This window comes from Photobacterium damselae subsp. damselae (assembly GCF_038086725.1).
Taxonomy (GTDB): domain Bacteria; phylum Pseudomonadota; class Gammaproteobacteria; order Enterobacterales; family Vibrionaceae; genus Photobacterium; species Photobacterium damselae.
The window spans coordinates 1,051,505-1,072,170 of the sequence record NZ_CP146970.1; the positions used below are offsets into that span (position 1 = coordinate 1,051,505).

At 41.9% G+C, this 20,666-nt stretch carries 17 protein-coding genes; 10 read left to right on the forward strand and 7 right to left on the reverse strand.

Annotated features, from left to right (window positions below):
* Positions 1-50: 50 nt before the first annotated feature.
* The 5 genes from WAX86_RS04780 to recR all read left to right on the forward strand — a co-directional run bounded on the left by WAX86_RS04780 (position 51) and on the right by recR (position 4,589).
* Positions 51-449: a YbaN family protein gene (locus tag WAX86_RS04780; protein ID WP_341489191.1), complete on the forward strand. Its 399-nt coding sequence runs from the start codon at positions 51-53 to the stop codon at positions 447-449.
* A gap of 171 nt (positions 450-620) precedes the next feature.
* Positions 621-1,166 carry an adenine phosphoribosyltransferase gene (gene apt / locus WAX86_RS04785; RefSeq protein WP_005300263.1) on the forward strand — a complete coding sequence of 182 codons (546 nt, stop codon included), beginning with the start codon at positions 621-623 and terminating at the stop codon, positions 1,164-1,166.
* Between the two features lie 248 nt (positions 1,167-1,414).
* The gene (gene dnaX, locus WAX86_RS04790; RefSeq protein WP_341489192.1) at positions 1,415-3,529 is read left to right on the forward strand and encodes a DNA polymerase III subunit gamma/tau; all 2,115 of its coding nucleotides are present in this window, start codon (positions 1,415-1,417) and stop codon (positions 3,527-3,529) included.
* Between the two features lie 124 nt (positions 3,530-3,653).
* Entirely contained in the window at positions 3,654-3,983 is a 330-nt protein-coding gene (locus tag WAX86_RS04795; protein WP_005300258.1) for a YbaB/EbfC family nucleoid-associated protein, read from the forward strand.
* A 3-nt stretch (positions 3,984-3,986) separates the two neighbouring features.
* A complete protein-coding gene (recR, locus tag WAX86_RS04800) occupies positions 3,987-4,589 on the forward strand; it encodes a recombination mediator RecR (protein ID WP_036764189.1) in 603 nt (200 codons plus the stop codon).
* Between the two features lie 101 nt (positions 4,590-4,690).
* Here the strand turns inward: recR and WAX86_RS04805 are convergent, their stop codons facing one another.
* Entirely contained in the window at positions 4,691-5,200 is a 510-nt protein-coding gene (locus WAX86_RS04805) for a regulatory protein ToxS (protein ID WP_225314490.1), read from the reverse strand.
* 44 nt (positions 5,201-5,244) lie between these two features.
* Entirely contained in the window at positions 5,245-6,147 is a 903-nt protein-coding gene (locus WAX86_RS04810; RefSeq protein ID WP_341489193.1) for a transcriptional regulator, read from the reverse strand.
* A gap of 189 nt (positions 6,148-6,336) precedes the next feature.
* On the opposite strand from WAX86_RS04810, the gene htpG reads away from it, so the two are divergent.
* From htpG to WAX86_RS04830, 4 genes are all read left to right on the forward strand, one after another.
* A complete protein-coding gene (htpG, locus tag WAX86_RS04815) occupies positions 6,337-8,238 on the forward strand; it encodes a molecular chaperone HtpG (protein WP_341489194.1) in 1,902 nt (633 codons plus the stop codon).
* Positions 8,239-8,374: 136 nt separating this feature from the next.
* Positions 8,375-9,019, forward strand: coding sequence for an adenylate kinase (gene adk / locus WAX86_RS04820; protein WP_005300248.1), 645 nt, complete (start codon positions 8,375-8,377; stop codon positions 9,017-9,019).
* 285 nt (positions 9,020-9,304) lie between these two features.
* Positions 9,305-10,279: a ferrochelatase gene (hemH, locus tag WAX86_RS04825; RefSeq protein WP_171027373.1), complete on the forward strand. Its 975-nt coding sequence runs from the start codon at positions 9,305-9,307 to the stop codon at positions 10,277-10,279.
* Positions 10,280-10,451: 172 nt separating this feature from the next.
* Positions 10,452-11,756: an inosine/guanosine kinase gene (locus WAX86_RS04830; RefSeq protein ID WP_044176158.1), complete on the forward strand. Its 1,305-nt coding sequence runs from the start codon at positions 10,452-10,454 to the stop codon at positions 11,754-11,756.
* A 77-nt stretch (positions 11,757-11,833) separates the two neighbouring features.
* Here the strand turns inward: WAX86_RS04830 and asnB are convergent, their stop codons facing one another.
* From asnB to nagB, 5 genes are all read right to left on the reverse strand, one after another.
* Positions 11,834-13,504, reverse strand: a complete 1,671-nt coding sequence (gene asnB, locus WAX86_RS04835) for an asparagine synthase B (protein ID WP_005300243.1) — start codon at positions 13,502-13,504, stop codon at positions 11,834-11,836.
* Positions 13,505-13,865: 361 nt separating this feature from the next.
* Entirely contained in the window at positions 13,866-15,455 is a 1,590-nt protein-coding gene (locus WAX86_RS04840) for a cation:proton antiporter family protein (RefSeq protein ID WP_237034664.1), read from the reverse strand.
* Between the two features lie 289 nt (positions 15,456-15,744).
* Positions 15,745-16,959 (reverse strand): ROK family protein, encoded by a 1,215-nt coding sequence (locus WAX86_RS04845; protein ID WP_065170218.1) that lies wholly within the window; start codon positions 16,957-16,959, stop codon positions 15,745-15,747.
* A gap of 3 nt (positions 16,960-16,962) precedes the next feature.
* Entirely contained in the window at positions 16,963-18,099 is a 1,137-nt protein-coding gene (nagA, locus tag WAX86_RS04850; protein WP_036764183.1) for an N-acetylglucosamine-6-phosphate deacetylase, read from the reverse strand.
* A gap of 17 nt (positions 18,100-18,116) precedes the next feature.
* Positions 18,117-18,917, reverse strand: coding sequence for a glucosamine-6-phosphate deaminase (gene nagB, locus WAX86_RS04855; RefSeq protein WP_005300234.1), 801 nt, complete (start codon positions 18,915-18,917; stop codon positions 18,117-18,119).
* 256 nt (positions 18,918-19,173) lie between these two features.
* Between nagB and nagE the strand changes: the two genes are divergently transcribed.
* Positions 19,174-20,643, forward strand: a complete 1,470-nt coding sequence (gene nagE / locus WAX86_RS04860) for an N-acetylglucosamine-specific PTS transporter subunit IIBC (RefSeq protein WP_237033002.1) — start codon at positions 19,174-19,176, stop codon at positions 20,641-20,643.
* Positions 20,644-20,666: the final 23 nt, after the last annotated feature.

Genomic DNA, 20,666 nt, shown 5'->3' on the forward strand with positions numbered 1-20,666 from the left:
CACTTAGGTCTTAGTATGATAACCGTGTTGCAAGCTGATGAGATAAAGGAATGAAGCAATCTGCTATTCGTATTGGTTTACTGGTGATTGGATGGGCTTGTGTCATTTTAGGAACGATAGGTATTTTTCTACCTCTGTTACCTACAACGCCATTTTTGTTACTGGCGAGTGCATGTTTTATGAAAGGCTCACCTAAACTTAATGATTGGTTGATGAATCATAAAAAGTTTGGCCCTATTTTGCATAATTGGCATCAAAACCGGGCGATTTCATCTGTTGTAAAGCGCCGAGCGAATATTACTATGGTCCTTAGTTTTCTGCTTTCTATTAGCTTAGTTCCTCTGTGGTGGCATAAATTGTTGCTATTTGTGATGGGTATAACTTTATTGTGTTGGTTTAATCGGCTTCCAGTGGTGGATTCGGTTGCCGCACCTGTAGAAAAACAATAATATTGGTGCGCTTTATCGGTCTTTGCTCGTCCATTATGGTGCAGGGGAGGCAGATAAATAACTGTCTCAACCAAGGCATAATTTTTGTTCTTGGTATTGGGAGTAAATAAGTAAGCTTGTTGTGACTCTTAAGTTGATATTAACGTTAAAGAGTACCCTCGGAACCAAATTATGACACAAGAAAAAATCGAACTAATCCAAAGCAGTATCAAGTCTATTCAGGATTACCCTAAGCCAGGTATCTTATTTCGTGATGTAACTAGCCTGATGGAAAACCCTGACGCATACCGTGCCACTATGGAAGTGCTAACCGAGCGTTACAAAGACAAAGGTATTACTAAGATCATCGGTACTGAAGCGCGTGGATTCCTATTTGGTGCCCCTTTAGCTCTTGCTCTTGGTGTTGGTTTTGTTCCTGTTCGTAAGCCAGGTAAATTACCTCGTGAAGTGATCGCTGAGAGCTATGAACTAGAATATGGTAAAGACACCTTAGAAATTCACTTAGATGCAATTGCTGAAGGTGACAAAGTTCTGCTTGTTGATGATCTATTAGCAACAGGCGGTACTATCGAAGCGACAACCAACCTTGTTCGTCGCCTAGGTGGTGTAGTTGAAGATGCTGCGTTTGTGATTAACCTACCAGATATTGGTGGTGAAGAGCGCCTTAAAGGTTTAGGCCTTAACGTTTACAGCATTTGTGATTTTCCAGGTCACTAGTAGCTTAACCACTTAATTTTGCTTTAAGTGTTCGAACTGTGCTGAAGGATTGGGCGCTTATTATAGCGCCCTCTCGTTGTTACTCGCTGTTACCCGCCGGCTGTGTTAGCATCTTCTTTTATTACTGTTTTTTCCTTTATTTACTATGACGTATTCATTTTTAGAACGTAATAAATAGTGAAGAAAGGAAATGACAGCAAAGGCCGCAATATTTCTTTGTTGGCAAGGTTAATAAGGTTAGGAATTGAATGAGTTATCAGGTTCTTGCTCGTAAGTGGCGCCCAGCACAATTTGCTGATGTAGTGGGTCAAGCTCACGTACTTACCGCTCTTGAAAATGCGCTAGAGCACAATCGACTTCACCATGCGTATCTATTCAGTGGTACTCGCGGTGTTGGTAAAACGACGATTGCGCGTATTTTTGCTAAAGGCTTAAACTGCGAGCAGGGAGTTACCGCTCATCCATGTGGTCAGTGTGCAACCTGTAAAGAGATTGATGAAGGTCGTTTTGTCGATCTTTTAGAGATCGATGCGGCATCTCGAACTAAAGTCGAAGATACGCGTGAACTGCTTGATAATGTGCAATATAAGCCAGCAAGAGGCCGTTTTAAGGTTTACTTGATCGATGAAGTTCATATGTTGTCTCGCCATAGTTTTAACGCGCTGTTAAAAACACTGGAAGAGCCACCTGAGTATGTGAAGTTTATTCTGGCTACAACCGATCCTCAAAAGCTTCCTGTAACCATTTTGTCGCGTTGCTTGCAGTTTCATTTGAAGCATTTAGATAACCAGCAGATCCAAACTCAGCTGGAAAAAGTGTTAACAGAAGAACAACTTGCCTACGATATAAAAGCATTAAGTTTGATTGCTCGTGCCGCGGAAGGCAGTATGCGAGATGCTTTGAGTTTAACCGATCAAGCTATTGCACTTGGTAATGGTAATGTTGAAGCCGACAAAGTATCAGCCATGCTGGGGACTCTTGATACGGATCAGGCCTTGATGTTGTTAGAGGCGGTTGCACAAAAGCAAGCACAAGTAGCGATTGACACTCTGCATCAGTTAGCTCAAGTTGGTATTGAGTGGGATGGGTTATTACGTGAACTCGCAGCTCAACTGCACCGTATTGCCATGAGTCAGGTACTGCCTGAGAGCCAAGACGAAAGTTCCCCTGATTTTGAACGTGTTTTGTTACTGAGCAAATTAATGACACCGCAAGATGTGCAGCTGTGTTATCAAATCGCACTGCAAGGTCGTCAAGATTTAGCATTTGCACCTGATGGTCGAACAGGGCTTGAAATGGTGTTACTTCGTATGCTCGCTTTTCGTCCGATGAGTGGAGCGGGTATTGTGCCGCAAGCTATTTCGGTTCCGACGCAAGAGCCTATCCAAAGTGCTGCAGTACAACCAATGCCTGCGCCACAACAAAGTATGGAAAAAGTGCAAGCGTTACGAGCTCAAGTTCAGCAGCCTAGTGCTCCTGCTCCTGCTCCTGCTCCTGCGCCACAGGTGCCATCTCAACCACCCGTTGGGCATCAAGTTCAAGGACATACTCAGCCTGAACCGCAGAATGCACCGCCAGTCACGATGCAACAATCGGCACCTGAAACTGCTGTTGCCAAACCTCGCACCAGTGGTTTATTAGCGGCGCGTAATCAGCTTCGTAGCCAAACAAAGCGAGGCCAAACCCCACCTCCTGCAGGCGGTGAGGTAAAAAAGTCTGAATCGGCACCGGCTAAAAAAGTCGCAACCAGTGTATTAGACCGCATTGCTACTAAGCACAATGTAGGATCAAATACATCTAATGCGATGCCTGTGTCGAATGTTGAAACGATTAATGCAAAAGACCAAGAGCCGGAAGAGTATCAGTGGAAACCGATGTTGAATGTTGCACAAGAGCAGCAAAGCAATATCGCCACGAAAGAACTAAAGCAAGCGCTGGAACATGAAAAAACACCAGAAATGATGGAAAAGCTGGTGGTTGAGGCGGCTGCACAAGATAACTGGGCTGCCGTTGCCAATGAGCTAGAGGTAGGGCGTCTAATCCAACAGTTAGCGCTTAACTCGGTATTTGAGCAGAAAGACAACCAAGTCACCCTGTTATTACGTTCTTCACAAAAGCATTTAGATGGTGCTCGAGCACGTGAACAATTAACGGAAGCATTGCAGCAGAAACTAGGCTGTGATGTGGTATTACATATTGAATTAAATGATGAAATCGGCACTACACCCCTTGAGTTACGTGAGGCGATTTATCAACAAAAACTGCAAGCGGCTTGTCAAAGTTTGCAGCAAGATCAAAATGTTAATTTCATCTGTCAGCGCTTTGGTGCTGTGTTAGATGATGAAAGTATTCGACCAATTTAAGTCGATTGACAAGATTGAGTTAATTTACAAGAAAGACTGGCTGTTAATGATTTGCTCATGGGCAGAAATACGATATAACAGTTCAGTAATATGATTTTCAACCAGACCAATAGAGAGAGAAGATATGTTTGGTAAAGGCGGTATGGCGAACATGATGAAGCAAGCTCAGCAGATGCAAGAGCGTATGCAGAAGATGCAAGAAGAAATCGCCAATATGGAAGTAACTGGTGAATCTGGTGCAGGCCTTGTTAAGGTAACCATCACTGGTAATCACAGTGTTCGTCGTGTAAACATCGATGAAAGCCTAATGGAAGATGACAAAGACATGCTTGAAGATCTGATTGCTGCTGCATTTAATGATGCTGCTCGTCGTATCGAAGAAGCACAAAAAGAGAAGATGGCTGGCGTAACTGGTGGCATGAACCTACCAGCTGGCTTTAAGATGCCATTTTAATCAATGCGTACCAGTCTTTTACTGGAACAATTAATGGAAGCCTTACGTTGTTTGCCAGGAGTCGGTCCTAAGTCGGCACAGCGTATGGCTTTTAGTTTGTTACAGCGCAATCGCCAAGGTGGGTTACAGCTTGCTGAGGCGTTAAATCATGCGATGACTGAAATTGGTCATTGTCGTGATTGTCGAACGTTCACCGAAGATGATATCTGTGCTATTTGTGACAATCCACGTCGCAAAGAGAACGGTATTGTCTGTGTGGTTGAAAGCCCAGCCGATATTGTTGCGGTTGAAGCAACAGGGCAGTTTTCAGGCCGTTATTTTGTCTTAATGGGACATTTATCGCCGCTTGATGGCATTGGTCCTTCGGATATTGGCTTAGATACACTAGAGTTTCGTCTGCAAAATGAAGCGATTTCGGAGCTTATTTTGGCAACGAACCCGACGGTAGAAGGTGAGGCGACAGCTCATTATATTGCTGAACTCTGTCAAGAATATGGTGTTCCTGCCTCCCGTATTGCCCATGGCGTACCTGTTGGTGGTGAGCTTGAGTTAGTTGATGGTACAACGCTTTCACACTCTTTAGCCGGTCGACAGAAGCTATATTAATAGCCTTATTTAATAAAAAAATACCAGCAAATAAGTGCTGGTATTTTTTTATTTGAAATTTACTTTACAATCATTTTTTTCGTATCGTTACAGGTGATTGATTATAAAGAGTAAAATATATTAGAACCGTAAGTTAAGCTGGTAAATAAAATGGTTTTATCATTAATAATTTCCATTTTACGGCTCTGTTCTGCATCCATTTGGAAGATTTTCTTCACTACTTTAAGATTTTGGTTATTAAAGTCAGGGTTAGAACCCGATGTGATTTCTTTAAATTCCAACGGCCTTGTAATTAAATACTGACCACTAATATTCCACTTACCAGTTTCAGAAATATGCAATGAGATCGGCTCTTCATCTTGGCTAAAGAGTTTCATTACTGTTATTCGTGAGTAAGTATGGTTTGGCAAATACACCATGTGGCTATTTTGCTCAACACGGCGCAGCATACGTAAATCGTCTAATTGAGTCGGTTCAATACGGCTGTAGGTTGAGGATTGCCACTCTCGCGACATCAGCATTTGTGCTAACTTATAATCGCTCGATAGATAAAACCAAGCACTGCCAACGATTGAGATGAGCAGTAATAATAGTGCCCAGTAGCGTTTCAAAAAATTTATCATAACCAGTGAGATGCTATTGTTATTAGTTGAACTTAACGACATAAGTTTGCATTATCCTCATGGCTGGTAAGTAGGCGAAGCGTAACATTTTCATTAGCAGTTTGTGCAGTATGAATATAGTTAAGCCACACTTGATTGCTCTGTCCGCCGGTTACGATAACTTTAACTGGTTTACTCTCCTGCTGGTGGTTATCTAAATAACTTGTGATACAGGTCGAAATGAGGCTCTGCCAATCGTTCATAATAGGGTTGTTATTTGGTGTTACAACTTGCACCCCTTTAACTGAAAAGAGTGGAATAAAATTGTCAGAAGCTTTTGCTGGTGCAAAGTAACTTGCCAGAGGGATCAATAATGCCAGTATCAAAGCGATGATAGATAAGAGTGAGCGCGAGCCAGTTACCTTTGCCGAACTTTTCTGTTGTACAGGTTCTGTGCTTATAGGCTGTTGTTGTGGCTGCTGAATATTTGATAATTCAACTTCTACTGCGCTTTGAGGAGCGGTAACAAGGGCACTGTCTTGATAATGGTGTTCAGGAACCGAGGTGAGATCTTCTGCGTGTTCCGTTGCTGCAATAGCCAGTGGCATATCCACATATTTTTCGACAGTTGCGATCATTTGATAACCGCGTTTAGGTACGGTTTTTACATACTCAGGAGACTTGGTTGGATCTTTAAGTGCTTTACGAAGCGTTGATATACATTGAGTTAGGCTGGAATCATCAACCTCAAAACCTTGTTCGCGCCATACATAATCGTGCAATCGATTACGTGTAATGATCGCTCCTGGTTCATCAATCAATAATGATAATGCTCGGCTTTCATTGCTACCTAAGCGGATAAGTTCATTATTTTCAACTGTGTCAATTAAGCTATTGTCGTATGGATCAAAAATAAAACGTTGCCCAATACAGTGCTTAGCAGATGTTTTATGCATGTCTAGCCTCAAAGCGAGTATTCTTCCCTTTGTGTACCATAAAATCCCTTAATACATTCTGAATATAAAAATAAAAAAATTATACTCAAAAAAGCTAAAGAAAGGAAAAACTATCAAATTTGCTTGAAAAAGATAAATTTGACCACATCTAGGAGTAGGTAGGAAATACGTTACATTTGGAGTTTTTTTATGAGTGAACAAAGTCTAGATAAAAACAAAGAGACACGTGGTTTTCAGTCTGAAGTGAAGCAGCTTCTTCATTTGATGATTCATTCCCTGTATTCAAATAAAGAGATTTTTTTACGCGAGCTCATTTCTAACGCCTCCGATGCGGCTGATAAACTTCGTTTCCGTGCGCTATCAGATGGCTCACTTTACGAAAATGATGCGGAACTTGCGGTTAAGATTTCTGTTAATCAAGATGCAGGCACACTGACAATCAGTGACAATGGTATCGGTATGACCCGAGAAGATGTGATTGAACATCTAGGTACTATTGCTAAATCAGGAACAAAAGAATTTTTTGCCAAATTGAATGAAGAAGAGACCAAAGATTCTCAGCTTATTGGTCAATTTGGTGTAGGTTTTTACTCTGCTTTTATTGTTGCCGATAGTGTAACCGTAAATACTCGTGCGGCGGGTGTACCTGCAGATCAAGCAGTAAGTTGGTCATCGGCTGGTGAAGGCGATTATACGGTTGAGAACACTGCCAAGGCCACTCGCGGTACTGATATTATTCTTCATTTACGTGATGATGAAAAAGAGTTTCTTGATGAATATCGCCTACGTGACATCATCAGTAAATACTCTGATCACATCGGCATTCCAGTTCTTATTCAAACGACTGAACGTGATGAAGAAGGTAATGAAACCGGTAAAAAGTGGGAACAAATCAATAAGGCACAAGCACTTTGGACCCGCAATAAATCCGATATTAGCGATGAAGAGTTTAAAGAGTTCTATAAGCATGTCTCTCATGACTTTGCCGAGCCTTTAACTTGGAGTCTAAACCATGTTGAAGGTAAGCAAGACTACACTAGCTTGCTGTATATTCCATCAAAAGCGCCTTGGGATCTGTACCATCGCGATAGCCAACACGGTTTAAAACTGTATGTACAGCGTGTATTCATTATGGATGATGCTCAGCAGTTTATGCCGATGTACTTACGCTTTATGCGCGGTCTTATTGATTCAAATGATCTGCCACTAAACGTGTCTCGTGAAATTCTTCAAGATAACAAGGTGACGCAAGCTCTTCGTAAAGCGTGTACTAAGCGTGCTTTATCTATGCTAAGCAAGTTGGCTAAAAGCGACAGCGAGAAATACCAGACATTCTGGCAAGAGTTTGGTCAAGTTATCAAAGAAGGTTTAGCAGAAGACTTTGCTAATCGCGACAAAATTGCACAGCTGCTACGCTTTAGCTCAACTCATAACGACAGCGCAGAACTGACGGTGGCTTTGGCTGATTACGTTGAGCGTATGAAAGAAGGCCAAGATAAGATCTACTACATCACGGCTGATAACTTTAATGCCGCGAAAAATAGTCCGCACCTAGAGCAGTTCCGTGCTAAAGGTATTGAAGTTCTTCTAATGCACGATCGTATTGATGAGTGGATGATGAGCTATATGCCTGAGTTTGAAGGTAAAGGTTTCCAATCTATCACCAAGTCTGATCTTGATCTGTCAAAATTTGAAGACGAAGCAGAAAAAGAGAAACATAAAGAGACTGAAGAAGCCTTCAAATCGGTTGTTGAGCGTACTAAAGAATACTTAGGTTCTCGCGTGAAAGATGTTCGTACTACGTTCAAACTGCATGACACGCCAGCTGTTGTGGTAACCGATGAAAATGAAATGGGTACCCAAATGGCGAAGTTGCTTGCAGCCGCGGGTCAAGAAGCGCCAGAAGTGCAATATATCTTAGAGCTAAATCCAGATCATGCCTTAGTGAAACAAATGGCAGATGAAGCGGATGAAGAGATCTTTGGTCGCTGGGTAGAGATGCTGTTTGGTCAGTCTCTACTTGCTGAACGTGGTGCAATGGATGACCCTTCACGTTTCTTAACTGCAATGAATCAGCTTTTGGCTAAGTAATTGTTTATCTAATTGACAACTATTACTGATAATTCATGTAATGCAAGCCCAGTGACCGTGCTGGGCTTGCGACTCTTGGCTAATCAGTGTATTTTTCATCTTTTGCAAAACTCCATTTTATTTATAGGGGATCAAGATGCGCATCATCCTTCTAGGCGCTCCAGGTGCAGGTAAAGGCACACAGGCTCAATTCATCATGGAAAAATTTGGTATTCCTCAAATTTCTACTGGTGACATGCTACGTGCTGCTATCAAAGCAGGTACAGAGCTAGGTAAACAAGCTAAATCAGTAATCGATGCTGGCCAATTGGTATCTGACGATATCATCCTTGGTCTAGTGAAAGAGCGTATTGCTGAAGACGATTGCGCGAAAGGTTTCCTACTAGACGGTTTCCCACGTACTATTCCTCAAGCTGATGGTTTGAAAGAAATCGGCGTTGACGTTGATTACGTTATCGAATTCGACGTATCTGACGATGTGATTGTTGAGCGTATGGCTGGTCGTCGTGCTCACCTTCCTTCAGGTCGTACTTACCACGTTGTATTTAACCCGCCTAAAGTTGAAGGCAAAGATGACGTAACAGGTGAAGATCTTGTTGTTCGTGATGACGACAAAGAAGAAACTGTACGTGCACGTCTAGGTGTTTACCATGAGCAAACTGCTCCTCTAATTGAGTACTATGGTAAAGAAGCAGCTGCTGGCAACACTAAGTACCTAAAATTTGATGGTACTCTTCCTGTTGCTGAAGTAAGCGCAGCACTTGAGAAAGCACTTGCTTAATTATTGATTTGGGTTCATAGCCTTTATCAATAGAAAAAAACGGGCATACCGATTGGTAGGGCCCGTTTTTTTTATGCCATGATTACGGTAATCCAGTAATTAAGTGATTTATTAATAGTTATAAGTAAGCCTTAGTGACCATACTCTACATTCTCTATCTTACGGTCACGAGTGGATAATGTTCTAGAATTCATTGAATTAAAATCATCATGCGCCAATAACAAACTGTACTCTTTTTATTAACAAGGTACACTAGAGCGCAAGAGAAAAGGAATCTGGTTAATAATGAAAGATAATCATAAATATGGCGTATTATTAGCAAATCTTGGAACGCCAAGTGAACCAACGACTGCCGGTGTAAAACGATTTTTAGCAGAGTTTCTTCATGATCATCGTGTGGTAGATACTAACCGCTTTATTTGGTGCCCAATTTTACACGGTATCGTCTTGCCTACCCGTTCACCTAAAGTCGCAAAACTGTACCAATCTATTTGGATGGATGGTGGTTCTCCATTGATGGTGTACTCACAAAGCCAGCGAGAGAAACTAGAACAACAGTTAGCTGTTCCTGTGGAGTTAGGAATGACTTATGGCGAGCCAAGCTTACTGTCTGGTTTGGATAAGCTAAAGCAACGTGGTTGTGAACGTATTTTAGTCTTGCCACTCTATCCTCAGTATTCTGCCACGACTACGGCTGCGGTGTTTGATCGTATTGCCAAAGATCTTAAACAGCGCTCAGATTTACCTGAATTGCGTTTTGTAAATCAATATTTTGATCATCCAGGATACATTGCTGCACTTGCACACAGTGCGAAATCATTCTGGCAGCAACATGGAGAACCTGATTATTTATTGTGTTCATACCATGGTATTCCGCAGCGCTATGCAGATAACGGTGATCCGTATCCAGAACAGTGTCATGGAACCACGGCAGCGCTTGCTCAAGCTTTAGATATGCCTCGTGAGAAAATGAGCATGAGTTTCCAATCTATTTTTGGTCGTGAAGAGTGGGTAAAACCATATACCGAAGGCACCATTCGAGCTCTCGCGCAAAAAGGGGTGAAACGGTTAGATGTTATGTGCCCAGCATTTTCGGTTGATTGCCTCGAAACATTGGAAGAAATTGCTGGTGAGTGTAAGGAGGTCTTTTTAGAGGCTGGTGGAGAAGCCTTTAACCTGATCCCTTGTTTAAATGATAGCGAAGATCATATTCATTTGATGGCGACGTTAGTTGAGCAACATACTCAAGGCTGGTTATAACTGTAATCCTGCTCATTCTTTTAAGTTATAAAACCAAGTCTAAATAAAGAAAAAATATTGATTAAGCTCTTATTTGCTGATGATTCTCACAAAAGCGATAAGAGCTTTTTCTTTTATGTTCTAGATTATGTGATAGAATTCGCAAAATTCTCACAACTGACAGCTCATTGACATGAAATTTCCAGGCCAAAGAAAATCGAAGCATTACTTTCCAGTACATGCCCGTGATCCGCTTATAAGTCAAACTAAACAAGAAAAACGTCTTGCACGTACCCATGTTGTTGGTATCGATCAAACGCTGGTTGATATCGAAGCATATGTAAACGATGACTTCCTGGAACGTTACAACTTAAGTAAAGGCCACTCATTGGTGATCACTGATGAAATGGCAGAAGCCCTTTACCGCGAGCTGAAAGATAACGATTTAATCACCCATGAATTTGCAGGTGGTACTATCGGTAATACTCTACACAACTATTCAGTATTGGCTGATGATAAATCAGTACTACTTGGTGTGATGAGTAAAGATATTGAAATTGGTAGCTACGCTTATCGTTACCTATGTAATACATCTAGCCGTATGGATATGAACTTCCTACAGCCAGTAACTGGTCCTATCGGTCGTTGTTTCGCTTTGATTTCACCTGAAGGTGAGCGTACTTTTGCGATCAACGAAGGTCGTATGAACCAACTTCACCCAGATAGTATTCCTGAAAGTGTATTTGAAAATGCATCAGCGCTTGTTCTTACTGCGTACTTAGTGCGTTGTAAAGAGGGCGACCCAATGCCAGCCGCAACCATGCGTGCTATCGAATATGCTAAGAAATACGATGTGCCTGTTGTACTAACACTAGGTACTAAGTTCGTTATTCAAGACGATCCTCAATGGTGGCGTGACTTCCTTCGTGACAATGTGACTGTTGTTGCGATGAATGAAGACGAAGGTGAAGCACTAACTGGTGAGTCGGATCCTCTTGTTGCTGCCGATAAAGCACTTGAGTGGGTTGACCTAGTGCTTTGTACTGCAGGTCCTGTAGGCTTATACATGGCTGGCTACACAGAAGATGATGCTAAACGTCAAACGAGCCTTCCTCTGTTACCTGGTGATATTGCTGAGTTCAACCAGTATGAGTTCAGTCGTCCGATGCTAAAAGAACAATGTGAACAGCCAATTAAGGTTTACTCTCATATTGCTCCATACATGGGTGGCCCAGAGCGTATTAAGAATACCAATGGTGCAGGTGATGGTGCGCTTTCTGCGTTATTGCATGATATGTCTGCAAACCGTTACCACAAAGAGAATGTACCAAACTCCAGTAAGCATCAGCACAGCTTCCTAACTTACTCTTCATTCTCTCAAATCTGCTTATATGCAAACCGTGTGAGCTATGAAGTGTTAGCACAATATTCTCCTCGTCTGTCTCGTGGCTTACCAGAGCGTGAAGATAGCCTAGAGGAAGCATACTGGGAGCGTTAATCGCTTTTTATGTATTGCTAAATAAAAAAACCGCCATCATTAATATGGCGGTTTTTTTGTCTATTACTTTTTACTGGTTACTTTTTATAAGCATCACAGTGAACGGCTGCAACGGCACGACCAGATGGGTCCGCGGCATTTTTAAAGCTCTCATCCCACTCAATGGCTTTTGCGCTTGAACAGGCAATAGATGGACCACCTGGTACACAATGTGCCGCACTTTCTAGCGGGAATAGCTCCTCAAAAATCTCACGGTATGCATACGCTTCTTTGGTTGTTGGTGTATTGTATGGGAAGCGGAATTTTGCCGTTTCCATTTGCTGATCGGTAACTTTTTCTTCAGCAACAGCTTTGAGGGTATCAATCCAGTTATAACCTACACCATCTGAGAACTGCTCTTTTTGACGCCATGCGACAGATTCTGGTAAATAATGACCGAAACACTCACGGATAATGTGTTTTTCAATCTTACCGTTACCGCACATTTTATCTTGTGGGTTAATGCTCATTGCCACTTCCAAGAACTCTTTATCTAGGAATGGTACACGAGCTTCAATACCCCAAGCGGCCATCGATTTGTTTGCGCGAGCACAGTCGAACATATTTAGTGCAAGCAGCTTGCGAACTGTCTCTTCGTGGAACTCTTTAGCGTTAGGCGCTTTATGGAAGTATAAGTAACCACCAAAGACTTCATCAGCACCTTCGCCAGAGAGTACCATCTTAATACCCATAGCTCGAATTTTACGAGACATAAGATACATAGGTGTTGATGCTCGAATGGTTGTTACATCATAAGTTTCAATGTGATAAATAACATCACGGATAGCATCTAGGCCTTCTTGAACTGTGTATGTCAGCTCATGGTGTACCGTACCAATATGATCGGCAACAACTTTTGCCGCTTTCAGATCGGGTGCTCCTTCTAGACCAATAGCAAATGAGTGTAGGGTTGGCCACCAAGCTTGTGATTGCTCATCATCTTCGATACGGCGAGCAGCAAACTTTTTCGTAATTGCTGAGATAACCGATGAATCAAGGCCACCAGAAAGTAGTACACCATAAGGAACATCGGTCATCAACTGACGTTTTACTGCGCTTTCAAGGGCGTCTGCCAATTTTTGTTTGTCTGTTACCGCATCTTTTACGGCATCAAACTCCATCCAATCACGCTTGTAATAGCGAACAGGTTCACCTTTTTTACTCCATAGGAAGTGACCTGGAGGAAATTCACTGATGGTTTTACACACAGGAACTAACGCTTTCATCTCTGAAGCTACATAGTAGTTACCGTGTTCATCATAGCCTTGATAAAGTGGAATAATACCAATATGGTCACGGCCAATCAGATACGCATCTTGCTCTGCATCATAAAGAATAAAACCAAAAATACCGTTTAAATAATCCAGTAGCTCAGGCCCTTTTTCTTTGTATAGTGCCAAAATGATTTCGCAATCAGATTCGGTTTGGAACGGGTAATCAGGCGCAAATTCAGCACGTAATTCTTTGTGGTTATAAATCTCACCGTTAACAGCAAGAGCATGAGTTTTGTCTTGGTTATAAAGTGGCTGTTCGCCGCTGTTAAGATCGACAATGGCTAAACGTTCATGGACTAAGATGGCTCGATCTGATGAGTAAATACCTGACCAATCAGGACCACGGTGACGCATTTTTTTTGACATTTCTAACGCTGTTGTACGCAGTGCAGAAGAATCACTTTTAATATCAAGAATACCGAATATAGAACACATACTACTTACCACTCCAAAAAACTTTTAATGACTATCCATAAATCTTGGTGTTCGCGAGTTGCCTATTTACCACGCTAACTTATGCTGCTTCGTTTGATTATGCATCGGGTTAGAGTTTGGGTACATAGACGATTTGGCCAAATTCTCGTCGCTCCCTTGTTGTTTTCTAAAATTGCGTATTCGGTAAAAAAATGCAATGAAAAATCTGAAATATTTTAAACTATAGCCTTGTCGTTAAATATTATTCGATTATTTTTAATATAACTGAATATTTTTCAGTGAAAGCTGTTTTTTGACCATAAAAAGGAAAGCGGCAATAAGAATATTGCCGCTTGAGTTGATTTGAGATGTTGCTCAGAAATTAAGGTATGCGTTGAATTTGAGGGTCTAAATGCTCACATACGTGACGAGCAAATCCACTTCCGGCTTCACTGTAAATGTTAAATGCAGCGTCAACGCCTTGCTCGATTAGCCATTGTTCATCTTCACTGTATTTGGCAATTGCGGCAATTTGACCTTGATAATCACGCAAGCGAATCTGCTCAAGGGCAAAAGTATTGGCTTGACTGTTTGGCATAGCTAATAAAATAAGGTCTATATTGCGACGTTTAATAACGCGAGCCCAAAAATCGGGGTCGGTTGCATCACCACAAATAACATTTCGGCCTTCTTGTTTGTGTTGCTCGGCAGAATCTTCTCGGGTTTCAACTCCAATTACTTGATGACCATAGCGTTCGGTGAGTTCATCATAAGCACCTGAGCCTATGCGTCCCATACCTAAAATCATAATGCGAGCAGAGCCTAAATCGATAAGCTTATCGCCAGAGTTGAGTTGTTCTGGAGCGAACTCTTTTAGCCAACGGGATGATTGACTGTAAATTTTGTGTCCCGCACTGGTTACAGTTGCTGCAACTAAAAACGAGAGAGAAACGGCAATGGCAATCGCTACTAAGAAATTGCCTGGCAACCATCCTAATTTATAAGCGACACCACCGACAATTAAGCCAAATTCACTGTAGTTAAATAGGGTAAGAGTGCCTAACAGTGAGGTTCGGACTCGGAAACGGAAGAGATGGAAAACAAGATAATACAAAATGCCTTTTAATGGCAAAATGAGCATCAACACCAATGCCATTAATAAGCCATCAATGGTTGGGGTTTCGGCCAGGCCAATATTTAAGAAGAAGCAAACCAGCAAGATTTCTTTAATATTAAAGAGTGATTTTGATAATTCAGACGCTTTTGGATGACTGGCGAGCATCATACCGAGAATCAGAGCCCCCAGATCCGGTTTCATACCAACAGATTCAAACAGACCGGCTCCGGCAACAAGGGCTAAGAAAATACCATAAAGCACCAACATTTCACCGTGACCTGCTTTATCTAAGATTCGGTAAAATAGAGGGCGTAGAAGGGGAAGTGCAAAGAGGCCTAACGCTGTGATTTCAGGCATTTTCCCGGTAGAGGCTGTTAAGAAAACGACGGCAAAGATATCTTGCATAACCAGCACCCCAATGGCTAAAGTACCATAGGTTGCGTTGAGTTCACCTTTTTCTTGTAAGGCTTTAATGGCAAAAACAGTACTTGAGAATGAGAGTGCAAAGCCCATTAGAGCCAGTTGTCCCATATCAAGGCCAGCTAACATATTTAGACCAAGTAACTGAAGCCCTTTCAGACATAGAGTAAAGAGCAGTGTTGACAGCAGATTATGTAAGGTTGCGCCTCCCCAGATCTCTTTTGCCAGTAAGTTTTTGACATCCAATTTTAAGCCGATGGTAAATAAAAGTAAGGTTACGCCTAAATCGGCAAATGTGGTTAACGCATCGGTAGAGTGGTAGCCAAAACTATTAAGAAAAAAGCCAGCAATAAGAAAGCCAACCAGCGGTGGAAGTTTGCAGCGAAGTGCAATAAAGCCAGCTACAAAAGCGGTAATAATAAAAACGATTTCCATATCTCGGTAATCTTTCCTTTATTTTGTACTCAAAAATATATCCAAGCTTCTCTCAAGACAGTATGTGTTGGAGAAGTCATAACTCAATTTACAGATATATGATGACTTGATGTGTGAGATATTTTGCAACATGCTCATTTAAAATAATCGAGCAAAATAACCTCTAGTTGTTTGTCATTATATGCTAAGAAAATAGAAAGTTACGTTGAGTATATCAAAAAGGGGAGACTGTGATGAGCCTCCCCTTAAAATGCAATGTAACCGATTATTACGGTTTCGTTGCTGCTTTTTAATCTTCTAACAAACGTTGCAGTAGAACACCGTTTAGCATTGCGCGCTTGATCATTGAAAATGCGCCTATTGTTGGTTGGCTATAAAGCTCAGAGGTAACAATAGGAAGATCTTTGTTAAATGTAGAAAGTGACTGCGTTTCAACACAGCGACGAATCGCAGGGAAAACAATGTCTTTAGCTTGGGTAATGTTGCCTGCTAGAACAATTTTTTGCGGATTAAATAGGTTGACCGTCATTGCCAGTGCTTTACCTAATTGGTTTCCTACTTTTGTGAGGGCTTGAACAGCCAGTTCATCCCCTTTGTTAGCTGCCATACAGATAGCTGGCATAGTAAGCTCTTCTAGCTCCTGAAGAGTGCTTGGATAACCTTGGTCAAGCAGTTCTTGAACGTGTCGAATTACGGCAGGATCGGCTGCTACTGTTTCTAAACAACCAAAATTGCCGCATTGGCATTTATCACCTAATGGATCAATTTGGATATGACCAATTTCACCAACGTTACGGTTATGGCCTAAAAAAACCTGACCATTAACAATAATTCCTGCGCCCGTACCGTGATGCATGCTGACTAAGATTGAGTCTTTACAGTCGCGGCTTGCGCCAAAGTAATGTTCAGCAAGAGCTAGGCCTCGAATATCATTACCAACAAAACAAGAAACACCAAATTTTTCATTGATGATATCTGCTAAAGGAAAATGATCGACTTCGATATGAGGCATGTATTCGATTACGCCAGTTTCCGGATCAATAAGACCTGGAAGAGTAATGCCAAATGCCACAAGTTCTTTGATAACATTTTGATTTTCTGCAATAAATTGACGAATGTGATTAATTAAACCATCAGTCAACTCTTGCTGGTTGGAGTATTGAAAACGATGCGAATCGCTCACAATATGTTTACCACTTAAGTCAAAAATCGTGAGTTCGATATAAGTTCGTCCAAGACGGATTGCTACCGAATGGAAAGGAGTTGACTCAGTAGTAAGAGAAATTGCGCGTCTACCACCTGTAGAAGCTTGTTGCGCGACCTCTTTAATAAGGCCGCGCTCAAGCAGTTGGCGGGTAATTTTAGTAACACTTGCAGGAGCAAGCTGACTTACATCAGCAACCTGAATGCGTGATATAGGGCCTTGTAAGTCGATAAGTCTGTAAACAGCGGCACTATTTAGCTGTTTTACTAGATCTACATTACCAATTTGTCCGCCTGTCATATTTTAATTCTGCTCGTATTCACCATTAACAACTGTCGCCTGGACGTTGTAATCGCGATCGAACACAGTTAGGTTTGCAACCATACCTTGTTTAACAGCACCAAGTTTCTTGTCTACGCCAATTGCGCGAGCAGGATACAAGGTAGCCATACGAATCGCTTCGTCCAGGGCGATACCCACATGCTCAACACAATTTTGTACTGCTTCTATCATTGTCAGTGCTGAGCCGCCTAGTGTGCCATTTTCATCAACACACTTGCCGTCTCTGTAATATACTTTCTTACCGACAAAAATAAAGTGATCCATGTTAGCACCTGCCGGGGCTGTGGCGTCGGTCACTAAAACTAACTTTTCACCCTTCATTTTATGGGCCATACGGATGTTTGCATAATCCACATGGAAACCATCAGCAATGATACCTGTGTATACTTCAGGGGTATCATAAATAGCACCGACCATACCTGGCTCACGACCTGCAATAGGTGTCATTGCGTTAAATAGGTGAGTGGCAAAGGTAATACCAGAGGCAAAGCCTTTACGAGCTTCGACATAAGTTGCGTTAGTGTGACCTGCTGAAACAACAACACCCGCTTCAACCAGTTTTTGGATATGAGCGTGGTCGTTTTGCTCAGGCGCCAGTGTTACTTTGGTAACAACATCCGCATTTTCACAAATGGTATTGATCATGGCATCGTCAGAAGTACGAATGTAATCAATATTGTGAATACCTTTTTTCATCACGTTTAGGTATGGACCTTCAAGGTGTAGACCTAGTGATTGGTTTTGGTATTTTGCTTCGTAGTCGCGTTGAGCTTTAATAGCCGCTTTCATATCTTCATCAGATGAAGTGATAAGCGTAGGAAGGAAGCTGGTACAGCCTGATTTGATGTTTGCGCGGTGCATTGTGTGAATCGTATCAGCGTTGATTTCATCGTTGAACATCACACCGCCACAACCATTAAGTTGGACGTCAATAAAACCTGGAGTTAGGTTAGCACCGTTTAGGTCAATAGTTTTGATATCTTGTGGAAGTTCTGCAACAGGGCAAACAGCATGAATGTTCACGCCGTCAACAATGACGGCGTGGTTATTCAGCACATCGCTACCTGTGAAGATTCGACAATTGGTAAGCGCGTACATGAACAGTTCCTTTATTTTTACATGTGGTTAATGTTTTCAGCTTCTAGCTCTTGGAAATATTTAACCGTTTTAACTTTAAGTTCTTGAGTTGCAGGCTCATCACATACAATCAGTGATTTTGGATGCAGCTGTAGAGCTGAGATAGTCCATAGGTGGTTAACACAACCTTCAACAGCAGCTTCTAGTGCTTGTGCTTTGTTGTGACCTGTAACCAAAATCATGATCTCTTCAGAATCAAGCAGTGTACCCACACCAATAGTTAGAGAGTATTTAGGTACTTGATTAATATCGCCATCGAAGAAACGAGAGTTAGCGATACGAGTATCATGAGTTAATGTTTTGATACGAGTACGAGAAGATAGAGACGATGCTGGCTCGTTAAATGCGATATGACCGTCGTTACCTACGCCACCCATGAATAGGTTGATTCTACCGTAAGATTTGATTTTGTCTTCATAACGTTGACATTCAGCAACATGATCCGCTGCATTACCATCAAGAAGATTGATATTTTCTTCTTGAATATCAATATGATTGAAGAAGTTGTTGTACATAAAGCTACGGTATGATTCTGGGTGATCAGAAGGCATGCCTACGTACTCGTCCATGTTGAAAGTAACAACATGCTTGAAACTTACTTCGCCCGCTTCATAAAGCTCAATAAGACGTTTGTAAGTCGCTAGTGGTGTACCACCAGTCGGTAGACCTAGTACAAATGGACGCTCAGCTGTTGGCTGGAATTTATTAATACGATCAGCAATATAGCGAGCAGACCACAAACCTACATCTTTTGCGTTATCTAGCGGGATAAGTCTCACGGTGACACCTCATACAGAATAATTAAAACAGGGAAATCATAGCGGCATATCGCCTTTGTTTCGAATGATAAAATAAGTTTTATGATCGAGCTAGCAAAATCGCTCAGATATTGCCAACTCTGGTGATAAAGATCACAAATGAGGACGTTTTAATTTGCGGGGCGAAATTAAATTCTTAAACTGCAAATGACTTAATCGGATAGCAAAAAAAAGTTATCAAATATCGAATCTAAGAAAACCATAGGGGGAACTAAGGGTGAACATTCTTGGATATTTTCAAAAAGTAGGTAAGGCGCTAATGGTGCCAGTAGCAGTACTTCCAGCTGCTGCGATCTTAATGGGTATTGGTTACTGGATTGACCCAACAGGTTGGGGTTCAAACAGTGCAATCGCTGCGTTCTTAATTAAAGCTGGTGCGGCAATTATCGACAACATGTCGGTACTGTTTGCTGTCGGTGTTGCTTACGGTATGTCAAAAGATAAAGACGGTGCAGCTGCACTTTCTGGTTTCGTTGGCTTCCTAGTGGTAACAACGCTTCTAGCTCCTGGCGCAGTAGCACAGATTCAGGGTATCGACCCAAGTGCAGTACCTGCGGCATTCTCTAAAATTAACAACCAGTTTGTTGGTATCCTAGTTGGTATCGTATCTGCTGAACTTTACAACCGTTTCTCTGATGTTCAATTGCACAAAGCATTGGCATTCTTCAGCGGTAAGCGTTTAGTTCCAATCCTAACTTCGGTTGCAGGTATTGTGATTGCTGGCGTACTGATGTTTGTATGGCCTTCTATCTACGGTGGTCTAGTACACTTTGGTGAAACTATCCAAGGTATGGGCTCTGTTGGTGCTGGTATCTACGCATTCTTTAACCGTCTACTTATCCCTGTTGGTCTACACCACGCACTAAACTCTGTATTCTGGTTTGACGTTGCAGGTATTAACGATATTCCTAACTTCCTAAGCGGTAAAGGTGTTCCTGGCGTAACAGGTATGTACCAAGCTGGTTTCTTCCCTGTGATGATGTTCGGTCTACCAGGTGCGGCTCTAGCTATGTACCACACAGCTAAGCTTAAGAACAAAGAGCGTGTAGCATCTCTACTTCTAGCTGCTGGTTTTGCATCATTCTTCACAGGTGTTACTGAGCCTCTAGAATTTGCATTCATGTTCCTTGCACCTGTACTTTACGTAATTCACGCAGTACTAACTGGTCTATCTGTTTACATTGCAGCATCAATGCAGTGGATTGCAGGCTTCGGTTTCTCTGCAGGTCTAGTTGATATGGTTCTATCAAGCCGTAACCCACTAGCGGTACAGTGGTACATGCTAATTATCCAAGGCATCGGCTTCTTCTGTATCTACTACGTAGTGTTCCGTTTTGCTATCGTTAAGTTCAACCTTAAGACTCCAGGTCGTGAAGATGACGAAGCTGAAGAGACTTCAGGTGCAGCGGCTGCAGAAACTGGTGAATTAGCTAAGCAATACATCAAAGCTCTTGGTGGTCGTGACAACCTAGAAAACATCGATGCTTGTATCACACGTCTACGTTTGACTCTTAAAGATTCAAGCCTAGCGGATGAGAAAACGCTAAAAGCATTAGGTGCAATGGGTGTAGTTAAACTAGGTACTAACAACCTACAGGTTATCCTAGGCCCTCTAGCTGAAATCGTTGCTGGTGAGATGAAGAAAGTCTCTCCTGCAGAAGACCTATCTTCTGTAAAACTGCCTTAATTACTTAAGTTCTTTAAGTAACA

Bases quoted from the DNA above. Each gene is read 5' to 3' on its own strand.
- WAX86_RS04795 (WP_005300258.1), top strand. From the start codon at position 3,654: ATGTTTGGTAAAGGCGGTATGGCGAACATGATGAAGCAAGCTCAGCAG.
- asnB (WP_005300243.1), bottom strand. From the start codon at position 13,504: ATGTGTTCTATATTCGGTATTCTTGATATTAAAAGTGATTCTTCTGCA.
- hemH (WP_171027373.1), top strand. From the start codon at position 9,305: ATGAAAGATAATCATAAATATGGCGTATTATTAGCAAATCTTGGAACG.
- WAX86_RS04780 (WP_341489191.1), top strand. From the start codon at position 51: ATGAAGCAATCTGCTATTCGTATTGGTTTACTGGTGATTGGATGGGCT.
- recR (WP_036764189.1), top strand. From the start codon at position 3,987: ATGCGTACCAGTCTTTTACTGGAACAATTAATGGAAGCCTTACGTTGT.
- htpG (WP_341489194.1), top strand. From the start codon at position 6,337: ATGAGTGAACAAAGTCTAGATAAAAACAAAGAGACACGTGGTTTTCAG.
- WAX86_RS04845 (WP_065170218.1), bottom strand. From the start codon at position 16,959: ATGACAGGCGGACAAATTGGTAATGTAGATCTAGTAAAACAGCTAAAT.
- adk (WP_005300248.1), top strand. From the start codon at position 8,375: ATGCGCATCATCCTTCTAGGCGCTCCAGGTGCAGGTAAAGGCACACAG.
- WAX86_RS04830 (WP_044176158.1), top strand. From the start codon at position 10,452: ATGAAATTTCCAGGCCAAAGAAAATCGAAGCATTACTTTCCAGTACAT.
- dnaX (WP_341489192.1), top strand. From the start codon at position 1,415: ATGAGTTATCAGGTTCTTGCTCGTAAGTGGCGCCCAGCACAATTTGCT.
- WAX86_RS04840 (WP_237034664.1), bottom strand. From the start codon at position 15,455: ATGGAAATCGTTTTTATTATTACCGCTTTTGTAGCTGGCTTTATTGCA.
- nagA (WP_036764183.1), bottom strand. From the start codon at position 18,099: ATGTACGCGCTTACCAATTGTCGAATCTTCACAGGTAGCGATGTGCTG.
- apt (WP_005300263.1), top strand. From the start codon at position 621: ATGACACAAGAAAAAATCGAACTAATCCAAAGCAGTATCAAGTCTATT.
- WAX86_RS04810 (WP_341489193.1), bottom strand. From the start codon at position 6,147: ATGCATAAAACATCTGCTAAGCACTGTATTGGGCAACGTTTTATTTTT.